Source organism: Halopiger aswanensis (genome assembly GCF_003610195.1).
GTDB lineage: Archaea > Halobacteriota > Halobacteria > Halobacteriales > Natrialbaceae > Halopiger > Halopiger aswanensis.
In genome coordinates, this window is sequence record NZ_RAPO01000004.1 from 293063 (window position 1) to 306206 (window position 13144).

Genomic DNA, 13144 nt, shown 5'->3' on the forward strand with positions numbered 1-13144 from the left:
TAAATGCACGCCATAATATAACCAACGGTATTTGGCCGGCCCTACTTCCAGACTCTCATCGTCGTCACCACCGAGGATGATCGAAGCCGGTTTTGTCGTGAGAGACGGTCGCGTGTAACCCGCTCACACACATGTAGAAGATTAGTGAATTGTATTCTATTTCTGTCCTAATCATCGATACCAGCACCCATAGCGGACAAACGACCGTTACATACAGCTGATATATGAAGCGTTTTACGCCTGAGACACGGACCGACTATCGTGGCTTCTCGAGTGCCGAATCCGTTCCGATGGCTGCTGCTCTCGATCGGGTACCTCCTCGCTCGAGCGGACGTCGTCGACCCGCGCCGCGTCGAGCGAACGACCGATCTCGCCTGGCCGCGGATCGTGACCGGGATCGCCCGGATGTCGAAATCCGCGGCCGACGTGGCGATGGTCGGGATAGCGCTGGGACCAGCAGCGATCGCTGGCGTCGGATTCGCGACCCCATTCTGGGGACTCGCGTTCGCGTTCGGCGGCGGCGTCGCCGGGGCGACGATCAGTCTCGTCTCCCAGCGGTACAGCGCCAACGCGGACGACGAGCTATCGCTGGCCGTAACGACGAGCGCGTTCGTGGTCGTCGCGATTACCGTTCCGCTCGCGGCCCTGTTCTGGACGCTCCCCGAGGGACTGATCGGGCTCGTCGGGGACGACGCCGCGTCGATCGACTACGGTGCGGACTACCTCCACATCGTCGCGCTGGGTGTCCCCTTCGCGGGTCTGAACCTGATCGGGAGCCGCACGCTCGTCGGCGCCGACGACGCGTGGACGCCGATGATGCTGCGAGCGGGCGGTGCAGTCGTCAACGTCGTCATCAACGCCGTCCTGCTGTTCGTCCTCGAGCTCGGCGTCGTCGGCGCGGCGATCGGGACCGTCGCGGCGAACGTGCTCGTGTTGGCGGCCTTCATCACCGGATTCACCGTCGGCTGGCTACCGCTAATCGGCGAATTCCCCGTTACCGTGCGTCTCCGTCGACCCTACACGACCCTCGCCGACGTTCGGGACGTGATCGACATCGGAACCCCACTCGTGTTCACGAACGTGGCCCGGCGCGCCGCGCAGTTCCCGATGCTCGCGATCGTCGCACTGTTCGGCCCGAACGTCGTCGCCGCCTACGTCGTCGCCCGCCGCGTGCGAGACCTGATGGACACGCCCGGCTGGGGCTTCTCGCTTGCCTCCTCGAGTCTGGTCGGCCAGGAGCTCGGCACCGGCGACGAACGGGGTGCAGACAGGTACGGACAGGAAGTACTCCGATTCGGGACCGCCGTCTACCTCTTCAGCGCAGCGGGCGTCTTCCTCTTCGCTGAACAGGTCGGCCGGCTCTTCGTCGACGATCCGTCGATCCTGCCGCTGGTAACGACGTTCATCGTCGTCGCCTGCATCAGCGTCATCTTCCGCGGCGTCAGCGGCGGTGCAACCGGCCCGCTCCGCGCGAGCGGCGACACCCGCTGGCCGTTCTACGGGCAACTGCTGGGACTATATGTCTTCGCGCTCCCGTTGGCCGCCCTCGGTGCGATCTCGCTACCGGTGCCCCTTCTTGATGCCGTCACGCCGCTGGGCATCGAAGCGCTGTACGCGGCGCTGATACTCGAGACGCTCGTCCCCGCCGTGATCACCTACTACCGGTTTACCACCGGCCACTGGAAGGTCGTCAGTCGCAGCTACCGACCGCAGTCGTCGCACAGCGACTGAACTGATCGAACGGTCCCGTCGTGACCCCCGAGGAATCCTCCGAGTGGAGTACGGGCACTTCAGCCCACAACGTACTGCAGCCACCCGGGAGTTCGGTACCGATATTCTGGATGGACGAAACGCGTGTCGTCACTCACCAGCGTACACTCGAGTGTATTCTAGAACTAAGCGTCCATCGTCGTCTTCCGCAGCTTCGATAGCGAATACGTCCCCCTGATCGATATCGTACTCTCGTGAGATTGCTGCGGGAATCGTCAGGTCCATCGTTGCAGTGCCAGTTCTCCCACGCACCTTCACCGTTTTCTTCGTCATCCCCGTTCCACATTCAGTAATATGGTTTGAAACACTTTTTCGAATTCGGGTGTTATGCGTAGAATGTACATATACCCTAATACCGCTGATCTATTCGCCAGCGTTAATATACTCGATATGGAACGCTCGTCGCGGGGATGGGGGTACCCCCATTACTAGAGAGCCATGGAATACGAGATTGATACCGACGAGTCTGCTAGTATCGCGGTCGTGCGAGCGATCGCTGCGTATACTGAGAGGCGACCGGAAGAACTCGAGCCACTGTACGAAGTGATCGATCCAGAGGCGTTAACGAAGGTGATCGCTAACTCGAATGCTGGCGTTCGCGTCGAATTCGAGTACAGCGGATTTGCTGTCTCTATCGATGCAGAGAGCGTAACCATAGACGAACCCAACGAGGGGAACAATTAGCTGCTCTTCTGGCTCCCTCGAGACGGATGGCAGCTTTGTACTGCGTTCGGCAAGGCCGTCTGGATGGATCTCTGTGCTACTGAGATCGACAGAGTTGCATCTCCATTTTAGATTGGTGTCAGTCGTATCATAGAAACCTCTAGAACTGATCGCGTCCAATCGCTACTGGAAAATAACGCTCCGAGCGGGTGTCAGCGATGCCTTGCCTTTGGGATGGTGTTATGAGAATGAGACTGATCCTCGGTTAGCGGCCACGAGACCACCAATTCGAATCAACCCGTTCGAGAATGTGGAAGGTCGCCCAGATGTCCCAGACAAGTACGGCAGCTGTAATGGTGAGTACCTCGAGGCGAACGAAGACCGCTTGGGTAATCGCGAATTCGAGCGCGATTAGTCCGATCAGACAGAGATTCACGATGAGGAGATCGTAGAAACCGTGGGGATCCCGAAGATGCGGCAGTCTACCGCCGCTGTGCTGGGCTTCGTTACTGTTTCGAGGTGTTTGAACCATCGTTATCCCCTATCTTCTAGTAGCAGCCGTGCGACAATACGTCTTTCGTTGGTTTCAAAGATTCAAGAGGGAATCTCCGAGCGATGGACGAGCAATCCAGGGTTTCCAAGCGATATGGACGATAGAAGGAGTCTATGATAGAGAGGGTCTGTTGAGGTCAGACACGAGATGAGGTGGGTGAAAGAGACACGGTAGCTTTCGTTCCAGAGAGTCGCCGGTGACGCCGGTGACTGTTCATGTAGTTCGATAGCATACCCCAGAACGCAGAGACACACCGGGTTTCCGGTGAAAGCCGGTGAAAGGGACACGGGGTGGGGTTGATACGGAACGTCGATTGCTCTCATTTCGACTGGGACCTAAAGAGAATACCGTACTATTTATTAACATAGAACGAGTAAAGTCCATTGGGTGGGTCGTGTTTAATTAGGTGAGGCGAAGTCGCAACGTGTGAGCAGCCGAAATCGGGCTCATCGCTCGGTCCACTCCCGTTCTCTCGTTTACCGTGTTGGCTGTCAATGTGCCTTTCCAGTGAATCCTAGCCTCCATTTCTTTTAGACACCACCCCCTGCTTCGACGTGTTTCACCGGAAACGTGGTGTGTGTGTCTCGGCGAAACGTTGAAGAGATTTCACCGGAAACACGGTGTCCAAGTAAATGTCCGACTCCGACGATCTGTTTGTCCGCACGGATCCGATCTTCGTCAATAAGGAACTCCTCGAGATCAGTCACGTCCCTGACGAAGGTCGTATCGTCGGGCGCGACGACGAAATCAGCCAATTAGCGAGTGCGGTCAACCCCGCTATCTTCGGCCAGAGTCCGAGTAACGTTCTTATCTACGGCAAAACCGGCACCGGGAAATCGTTGTGTGCCAAGTACGTCTCGAGCCGGCTCGTCGATACCGCCGAGGAAGAGGGAACTGACGCGACGTACGTCTACGTCGATTGTGCGCAGGATAGCACCGAAACCCAGACCGTCCAGACGATCGCCAGTTCGGTCAACACGGACGAGACGGGGATCTACATTCCTGATAAAGGAATCAGCACGGCGACGTACTACAAACGCCTCTGGCGAATTCTCGACGAGAAGTACGACGTCGTGTTGATCATCCTCGACGAGATCGACAAACTCGAGGACGATGCGATTCTTATGCAGTTGTCTCGAGCCGGGGAAGCCGGCAAACTCACTAACTGTAAGGTCGGCGTCGTCGGTATCAGCAACAAGATCCAGTACAAGGATCGCATGGACGAACGCGTGAAATCGAGTCTGTGTGAGCGCGAATTCGTCTTCCCGCCCTACAACGCCACACAACTCAACGATATTATGGAGGCCCGAAGCGACGCGTTCCGATCGGGCGTCCTCGAGGAGGGCGTTATTCCTCGCGCTGCGGCACTCGCCGCTCGAGAGCACGGTGATGCGCGGAAGGCGATCGACATTCTTCGCTACGCGGGCGAAATCGCACAATCGACCGGTGCTGACACCGTTCGCGAGGACTTCGTGGTGCAGGCCCGGGAACGAGCCGAGGTCGACCGGTTCAGGGAACTCATCCGCGGCTCGACGCCGCACTCGAAGTACGTCCTGCAAGCGCTGACCGTCCTCTCGCTCGAACAGAAATCGGACGATTCAGTTACGCCTGAACAGGGCTTCCGGACGACTCGTATCTACGAGGTTTACGAACAGATCTGTCGTCAGGAAGGCGTCGATACGCTCTCGCTGCGTCGCGTTCGCGATCTCCTCAAGGAACACGCCTTTCTGGACGTGATCGAACAGTCACGACACAGCGGGGGAAGCGCCGAAGGGAGCTACACCGAGCACATGCTCTTGGAGGATCCCGAAGTCGTCAAAAACGTCCTCGCTGACTCGATCGACTGAATCGTTTCACCGGAAATCTGGTGTGGTTCACTGGAAACGCGGTGTCGTTCACCGGAAACCCGGTGTGTGACTACTGAGAGTACCGATCCGTCCAACTCACACCGGATTTCCGGTGAAACTGTAGATAACTACATATAATTTATCCTGTTTAACACGTTCTGAGATCGGTGCTGATTCACCGGAAACTCGGTGTCCGCAGTACTCGTCGCCTCATTCGTCGCTACCGTCGGACACTCGGTTTCCGGTGAAACCCTCTCTTCGTCGTATTCTATACACATACTGTTAGTAGTCGATCAACGCTCTCGAAGATCCCCTCTATCACGCGATCGAGTTACGTGTCGCGATTTACGTATCGTATAAAGCAGTACGAACACGATTTCTATCTACGTATTACACCGGAAACCCGGTGTGAGATATTCATCGAACGCGCGGCCGGCTCGACTCGAGGGCTATCGATTACAGCGGTCTCGAGGCGGAAGCCCACGGCGGTAGCTGTGGGATGAAGTCACTCGCTAAGTGGTGTGGTTACGCGGAGTTCACCGTTGACCTCGTAGAAATAGCCGCGCTCGAGTAGGCGCGTCAATGCGTGGTCGATGTCTCCTCGGTCGAAGTGTCGCTCGTCGGTAGACAACAGGACGTCAATCGCATCGTCACGGTTGATTGCCGGGACCTGGCGGTCGTGCTCACCGGGTCCGTGCTCCGTAATGGCGTCGGTGAGCACATCGTATGCGTCCAACACCCAGTCGGGAAGCGGTGGACGAGGATCAGCGGCCAGGGGCATCTGTGAGATCACCTGTCAGATGCTCGTTCCATACGCTACCGCTTAACTGTAACCCCCGATTCGAGTGCCAGCGCGGATCTGTTTCAGTGAGCGTAGCGAGAGCGGATCCCGTCTTATTCGGTTTCGTGTTACCTGCTGTACCGTCGAAAATTGGCCACCGGAGAGACGCTGAAACGGTGCTACTGGTGGCTACTGACGCTGCACTGACGCTGGCTGGTGGCGAGATGCGTGTGTGGATATCGATCCGTGGATAAGAATGCTGGTACGTCTGGAGTGTCCACACACGACCTCGAGAGATCGGCCATCGAAGTCCGCTCGAACGGCCGCTCGGATTCGACTCCCCCTCACCTTTTCTCGGCAGCGAGTAGTAGCGTTCACAGTCGCAGTATTCGGTAGCGCTGCTTCGGTAGCCCCCGCCGGCAGCACACTGAGAGTCGGTCGGGAAACGAGAGCTCAGATACGCAGAGTCGTTTGCATCGTCGAACGGTCCGTCAGTTGTCGTTGGCACAACTGTTGTTAATCGCGAACAGTTCAAACGAAAGATACTTACTGGGGATGCACGAACGACGGAAAATCGGGCGGAGATCGAATCCTCCTGTTACATTCGCCCAGCGGTCGAATACTATTGTGCCGAGATGATGGAACCGAAGTCGCATGACGGATACGCATGCTGAGCGGACAACGGACGAGTCGACGAACGAGGGCACCACCCGGACGACCGCGGACGAATTGAGCCGTCGTCGCACGCTCCGTCTCGGCGGGGTCGCGGGCGTCACTGGACTGCTCGGCGTGGTCGACAGCCGAACCGGGAGCGCAAGCGAGTCCGGCGGCGGTTGCAACAGACCGACCGACGTGGTCCACCTCAACTACGACGAGTACGACGATTGGGAGGACGTGTACTGGGCCTCGAACGGCGATCCGGACAACGCGACGCTCGTCTCGAGTCCCACGTACGCCGGCGACACCGCCCTGCAGATGCAGATCGACGAGGGAGAGCACTGGGGCGTGAGTACCCACTACGAGTTCGACGACGGGTTGTTCGAACTCAACGGCCGCGTCCGCTTCGCGCTCGACACCGACTGGGATATGTCCGGCCGCCAGCCGGCCAACTGTCGGCTCTGGAACTGCGCAATGGCCCTGGGCGAAGGCAGCGCCGGCGGCGACCGACCCGACGGGACGAACGGGTGGAGCAACCGGCTCTACGTCAGCACCAAGGACGCGGATCCGGACGGCCCGTACAACCTCCTCTCCTTTACGTATCACATGGACCAAGAGCAGGATCACGACTACCTCATCGAGGGTGAGGAGTACACGGTTCAGGAGCCCGAAATCGTCCCCGGTCGGTGGTACGAATTCGAGTACTACGTGTGCGTGAACACGGTCTCGAACGGCGTCGCGAACGATGACGGAATCGTTCAGTACTGGCTCGACGGCGATCAAATCTACGACCGGCGGGACCTTCGGTTCACCGCCGATCTCGAGGACAATATTATCGAGACGAGCGGGCCCGTCGGTCACTACGGCGGCAGGTACGTCGCACCCCGGAATCTCTACACCTACTACGACCAACACTCGATGGCGCTCGACGGGACGTTCGGCAGGGGGTGTTAATTCGACGTCGGTCCCGTCGATCGTTCTCGATTCGACCGAGTGACTCGAGTAGCTGTCGGGCTCGATCCGACCGTGGAATCTGAGGTCAGTATCGGGTCGTCCTGGCGCAGGGACGGTCTTAACAACCGTATAGTGAACTACCGTTGCGGGAAACGGTTCTCATAATGCAATTACTTTGGAGGCAGAGACGCAGACGTGAACGGAGAGGGAGCGTCGCCGAGACGCTAAAAGACACCACGAACAGCCGGTGTCGGCAGCCGTTCGACGGATTCGGATGGGCAGCATTAGCGGACGCCGGCTCGACGGGCTCGACGGAATCGACTTCGAACGACCGTCACGACGGGTAACCGTCATCGATTGAATACGTAACTATGAGCCGTAATGCCCGCAGCGAGAACGCGAAGATGCGATCGATTCAGCGAAGCGTACAGGTCTTCCTGATCGTCGCTGGAATCGGACTGCTCGTCGCCGGATTGGCCCTCGCGGCGAGCGGCGCATCCGTCGGCGACGCGGTCGACACTATCTCCGAGAAGTGGAGCGATCAGACGAGCACGGAGACTGGAACGGACACGACCGCTGACGGAGGCGGCGCGACCGACGACGAAGACGGGAACAACGAAAGCGACGAAAGCGACGCTGACGGGAGCGATTCGACGAGCGGTGAGAGCGACGCCGGCAACGAAACCGACGACGCCGATGAGGGAGCCGCCGACGGCACTGACGACACCGATAGCAGCGCCGGCGGCGACGAATCCGACGTCGAAGACAACGAAAGCGCCGTTGGCGGCGAGACCAACGAATCCGCGGACACGCACACGTTGACCGTCACGGCCGACAACGAGAGCGGCGACCCGGTCGAGAACGCGACCGTCGCCGTCGACGCGATGGACGCCGGGAACTCGCTCCACAACGAAACCACGACGGGCGGCAACGGCGAAGCCGAGTTCGACCTCGAGGACGGCGAGTACAACGTGACCGTCTCCGCGGACGGCTACGAAGACGCCCAGGAAACCGTCGAAATCAGCGGTGAGGACGAAGACGTAGCGCTAACGCTCGCGAGCGACCAAGAGCAGGACGAAAGCGATACTGACGGTACTGACGGCACTGACGATGACGCCGCCGACAACGAGTCGAGCACGCTGACAGTGTTCGTCGTCGACGGGGACGGTAATCCCGTCGAGAACGCTACCGTGGAGGCTACCGAGTCGGGGCTCTTCGGCGACAGTCACGATAACGAGACGAACGCCGACGGTGAAGCCGAGTTCGACCTCGAGGACGGCGAGTACGACCTGACCGTCTCCGCCGACGGCTACGATGACGCTCAGGACACCGTCGAAATCAACGGCGAGGACGAGGAGGTCTTGCTGATGCTCGAGGAGTCGGGCTAACTGCCCACCTCGTCGCACTCGTTGCGACGATTCGGATCGTCTCCGACTTCCCGCGTTCGCCGCCGACCGTCGCGCACTCTTCTGTCGCCGCTCCGCGAAGCATTCCGTCCATTCAACCCTGTTTATCGAATCCCACCCCTCGTCTCCGTTTGTCGACTTTCACTCCTCGCCTTCGAAAGCGAGCCCGGACACTCTCGGGGGCGGGCGTGACGTTATTACGCCGGATCCGCGATCCGTTCTCGGTGTAACTCTCGGGTTACCGCCGTTGCGGATAGCCACTGCCTCGCTTTCCTGCGATTCCTCTTCGCACACTCGCTCGTGCCCGCGGAGGTGCCGGGATGAGCGTCGCGATGGGCGGACGGACACGGTACCGGCATCGACGGCCCCGGCGGTTCAGCAGTCGAGTCGCGCTCGAGCGACGGAACCATCGGATCGGGGACGATGCGATCGGAATCCCGGTCACGAGGTCTCGAGTACGAGCGCCGGTCGTTCGACACGTCTCGTGTACCGGTCCGCGGACAGCGATTCAAACCCCGGCTCGGCGGCGAATCGCGTTCGAAGTGGTAGGTGCCTCCCGACGAAGCCGTCCACCTCGAGTGGCATCCTCACCAGTAGCCACCTCGAGTGAGATCCTCACCGGCACAGTTCTAGCGCAGCCTCGGCAATTCGACGTAGCGGAGACGGAACGAGGAACCGAAGCCTCGAGGAGCGTCTACGCGAACTCGAGCCACGATCTCGACCGATACGTGGTAGATACAACGCGAAACGCCCGTCCCGTCGTTCGAACTGGACGGTCATGTGGATGGGCGTGGGATACGCAGAGGAATAGCGTTTGAATGTCACAGCGCGTCTCGAGAGACCGTGAATCGTGCTCGAACCGCTCACCGAACTCCACTATACGATCCGACGGCCGATCGCGCGCAGCTGTGCGTCGTACCAGTGTGAGCCGGGAGTGAATCGACGAAGACGACGAAAACGGAGCGGAACGATACTACGGGGGAACTGGAACGTGTGCAGGAGCGACGTCAGTCTCTCCGAGGATTACTCGACCGTGACGCTTTTCGCGAGGTTCCGCGGCTTGTCGATCGGCCGATCGAGCAGTTTCGCAGCGTAGTACGACAGCAACTGGAGCTGAACGTTCGCGAGCAGGCCCGCCCAGACGGGGTGGGTCTCGGGGACCCACAGGTGGGCGTCGGCGACGTCGACCAGCGGGTGGTCGTCGGGCCCGACGGCGACGATCGGCGCGCCGCGGGACTGCGCCTCGATCGCGTTGGTTTTCGTTTTCTCGTCGTCGCCGCCCGTGTAGACCGCGAAGATCGGCGACGCCGAGGTGACGAGCGCGAGCGGCCCGTGCTTGAGTTGCCCCGACGCGAACCCCTCCGCGTGCTCGTAGGTGATCTCCTTGAACTTCAGCGCGCCCTCGAGCGCTACCGAGTGGCCGAAGCCGTTCCCGATGAAAAAGTACGACTCGCTGTCCATGAACTCCCGGGCGAGCGCCCTGGCTCGCGACGTCTCCAGGACGGTCTCGACGTGTCGGGGGAGGTCCGCGAGCGCGTTCAGCATCGCCTCGCGGTCGTCGGCCGGCGTCGCGTCCGGGACGTCGTCGGCGAGGCGCTGGGTCAACAGCGCGAGCGTCACCGCCTGCGAGGAGTAGGTCTTCGTCGCGGCGACGCCGACCTCCGGGCCGGCCCGGATGTATATCGCGTCGTCGGCCTCGCGGGCGGCCGTGGAGCCGACGACGTTCGTCACCGCGAGCGTTCGCGCACCGCGGCCGGCCGCCGTTCGGACCGCGTCCAGCGTGTCGGCCGTCTCGCCGCTTTGGGTGACCGCAACGACGAGCGTGTTCTCGTCGACCGGCCCTGCGGCCGTGTCGTACTCGCTCGCGCGGAGGACCTCGGCGGGGATGCCGGCCGTCCGTAGCAACTGACCGCCGTACATCGCCGCGTGGTAGGACGTGCCGCATGCGACGAACTGGACGGAGTCGACGTCCGCGAACGCGCCGGCCTCGAGGTCGTCGAACGCGACCGTTCCGTCCTCGATGCGACCCTCGATCGTGTTCGAGAGCGCCGTCGGCTGGGAGTGGATCTCCTTCTCCATGTAGTGGTCGTACTCGCCCTTGCCGGCGTCTTCCGGATCCCAGTCGACGGTGTCGACCGATCGATCGACCGGACTCCCCGCGAGGTCCGTGATCCGGTAGTCGTCGGGCTCCAGAACGACGAGGTCGCCGTCCTCGAGGTAGATCACCTCGTCGGTGTGGTCGAGGAAGGCCGGCACGTCGCTGGCGAGGAACCACTCCTCGTCGGCCAGTCCCAGCACGAGGGGCGATCCCTTCCGTGCGGCGTAGACGCGCTCCTCGCCGTCGACGATCGCGGCGATAGCGTAGCTGCCTTCGAGCGTGTCGACGGCCTTCCGGACCGCCAGCTCGGTGTCGTCGGTCTCTCGGCGGTACTCGTCGATGAGGTGCGGAATGACCTCGGTATCGGTGTCGCTCTCGAACTCGTGGCCCTTCTCGCGGAGCTCGGCCCTGAGTTCGTCGTAGTTGTCGATGACGCCGTTGTGAACGACGGCGACGTCACCCGCGGTGTCCGTGTGCGGGTGCGCGTTCTCGTCGGTCGGGGGCCCGTGGGTACTCCATCGGGTGTGGCCGATCCCGATGTTCCCGCTCGGCCGCGCGTCGAGCGTCGATTTCAGGTCGTCGACCTCGCCCGACGTCTTGTGAACCTTCACGCCGGACCCGTTCTGTACGGCGATTCCCGCCGAGTCGTACCCGCGGTACTCGAGGTTCTCGAGTCCCGACAGCAGCGTCTCCGTCGCGTCACCGCGACCGATGTGGGCGATGATGCCGCACATCAGACGATCACCTCTCGGGAGACGACTGCGTTGATCGTATCGACGCGGTTCGAGACCGGTGCCCGAAGTACACTACTGTATCGTGTCATAGCTGTCACCTGCCCGCGTCCGTCGTTCACTGTGAGACGGGCGGGTCTCTACGCTCACCGTGTCTCGAAGCGCCCATTACTATAGGACGGATAAGCCGGCCGCTATCGACCGCCGAAGACGGTTTCAGCTGGCGCAAATTTCGTACGGTCGACTCGGTATCGGCGGCGCCTCGGTCGAGCCGCTCAATTCGAACGGGACGCTCGCCGGACGCTCGAGGCGACCGAGACGTCTGTCGAGCAGCCGGTCGCCGCTCACGGTCTCGATCACGACGACCGCGTTTCGGGCCGCTCGAGGACGACGGCTGGCCACCGCCGCATCGTGACCGTCGTTCGACAGCCGGTCATCTGATAGCCGGTCGTTCGACAGCTGGTCGCCCGCCGCTCGCAGTATTCCGACGCGTCGGCGGTCGGTACCGTCCGATAGCCGATCCTGTGAGCGAAACGCATTGAGGTAGCTGTATCCACCGCAAGCGATGCCTTCCGTTCGGATCCGATCGAACGCGATCGGACTCGAGGAGCGACGTTCGGTCGTTCCTCGTTCTCTCACGTAGCGACCGGAAGAGTCACGTAGCGACGAGAAGGGACGGCCGCCGCGGACGGTCGGTGAGCCGATTACCGCTAGCGGCTGCTGATGATGGTGTGCCGGGGGATACTGGTGATGGTGTGCCGGGGGATACTGGTGACGGTAGGCGGCGGACGAGCGAAAGGAAGAGCGGTCCGAGACGCTTACGGGATGGGATTCTCGACGTCTCCCGCCGTTCCCGGATCGTCGCAATCGTCGGTACCGGTCGACTCGGTTGCGGACAGGGTGATAACGTTCTCCCGGCCGACCGATTCTTTTTCGACGACGCCGTCAGCGTGCATCTGCGAGCAGATCCGGCTGACTTTCGACTTCGACCAACCGGTTTCCTCCGTGATCCGGTGCTGACGGATTTCACCGCCGTTCGCGACCAACAGTCTGACGACTTTGCCTTCGTCGCTCAGGAGTTCCGGCGGCGTCTCGGGCGAGAGGTACCGTTCGTACCCTCGGTGATCGGTGGTGGGTGAACTGCGTTCTTCGTGTGTGTGACGCGTGTCCCCTGACTGGTCTCTCTCGTCCGAGCCGCCGTCGGGTCCCGAGAACAACGGGCCGAACGCCGCTTCGAGATCACGGTCCAACGCCTCCACGAGGCGAAGCGCGATGAGCCCGCTGATCAGCAGAAACAGAACCGCGAGCAGGGCCTGTTCCCAGACCGTCGGCAGCTCGAGCGGCCGTAGCCAAGAGACCGGGACGCCGAACTGATCGGCTGGTCTCGATACGGCCGCGTGGACGTCATTCCGGCGTATCGTCGCCCGGGTCGCGTCGGTCGGCTGGCTAGCCGAACCGTGTGCGATCCGAGCCCGGAGTTTGACGGTGGATGCCATGGGTTATCGCGGTTCTGTTGCGGTCGGCTGGTCTCGGGTAGGGGTGATTGTGAGCGCCGACCGCATCCGAGACGAGGAGATCTTGCCTCTTCATTATAGAGCGCTACAGCCGGCTTAACAACGGTTTAAACGGTTCCGTCGCCGGTCGGTCTTCGTTCCGCAAATCCCGGCAAAAGCGCGTCCCGAAC

Annotated in this window: 8 protein-coding genes; 5 read left to right on the top strand and 3 right to left on the bottom strand. The window is 61.1% G+C overall.

The annotated features are described in order from the left end of the window. Positions 1 to 273 precede the first annotated feature (273 nt). The 3 genes from ATJ93_RS19245 to ATJ93_RS19260 all read left to right on the top strand — a co-directional run bounded on the left by ATJ93_RS19245 (position 274) and on the right by ATJ93_RS19260 (position 4833). On the top strand, positions 274 to 1731 hold the full coding sequence (locus ATJ93_RS19245; protein ID WP_120246276.1) for an MATE family efflux transporter: 1458 nt from the start codon (positions 274 to 276) through the stop codon (positions 1729 to 1731). Between the two features lie 477 nt (positions 1732 to 2208). Further along, entirely contained in the window at positions 2209 to 2454 is a 246-nt protein-coding gene (locus ATJ93_RS19255) for a HalOD1 output domain-containing protein (protein WP_120246278.1), read from the top strand. Positions 2455 to 3618: 1164 nt separating this feature from the next. Beyond that, entirely contained in the window at positions 3619 to 4833 is a 1215-nt protein-coding gene (locus ATJ93_RS19260) for a Cdc6/Cdc18 family protein (RefSeq protein ID WP_120246279.1), read from the top strand. A gap of 505 nt (positions 4834 to 5338) precedes the next feature. Here the strand turns inward: ATJ93_RS19260 and ATJ93_RS19265 are convergent. Further along, a complete protein-coding gene (locus ATJ93_RS19265) occupies positions 5339 to 5554 on the bottom strand; it encodes a hypothetical protein (protein ID WP_342768874.1) in 216 nt (71 codons plus the stop codon). Between the two features lie 714 nt (positions 5555 to 6268). On the opposite strand from ATJ93_RS19265, the gene ATJ93_RS19270 reads away from it, so the two are divergent. Continuing rightward, the gene (locus ATJ93_RS19270; RefSeq protein WP_120246281.1) at positions 6269 to 7225 is read left to right on the top strand and encodes a hypothetical protein; all 957 of its coding nucleotides are present in this window, start codon (positions 6269 to 6271) and stop codon (positions 7223 to 7225) included. Positions 7226 to 7596: 371 nt separating this feature from the next. After that, entirely contained in the window at positions 7597 to 8613 is a 1017-nt protein-coding gene (locus tag ATJ93_RS19275) for a carboxypeptidase-like regulatory domain-containing protein (RefSeq protein ID WP_120246282.1), read from the top strand. Positions 8614 to 9654: 1041 nt separating this feature from the next. Here the strand turns inward: ATJ93_RS19275 and glmS are convergent. Together glmS and ATJ93_RS19290 are read right to left on the bottom strand one after the other, a co-directional pair. Then, positions 9655 to 11463: a glutamine--fructose-6-phosphate transaminase (isomerizing) gene (gene glmS, locus ATJ93_RS19280; RefSeq protein ID WP_120246283.1), complete on the bottom strand. Its 1809-nt coding sequence runs from the start codon at positions 11461 to 11463 to the stop codon at positions 9655 to 9657. A gap of 815 nt (positions 11464 to 12278) precedes the next feature. Next, positions 12279 to 12956: a helix-turn-helix transcriptional regulator gene (locus ATJ93_RS19290; protein WP_120246285.1), complete on the bottom strand. Its 678-nt coding sequence runs from the start codon at positions 12954 to 12956 to the stop codon at positions 12279 to 12281. Positions 12957 to 13144 lie beyond the last annotated feature (188 nt).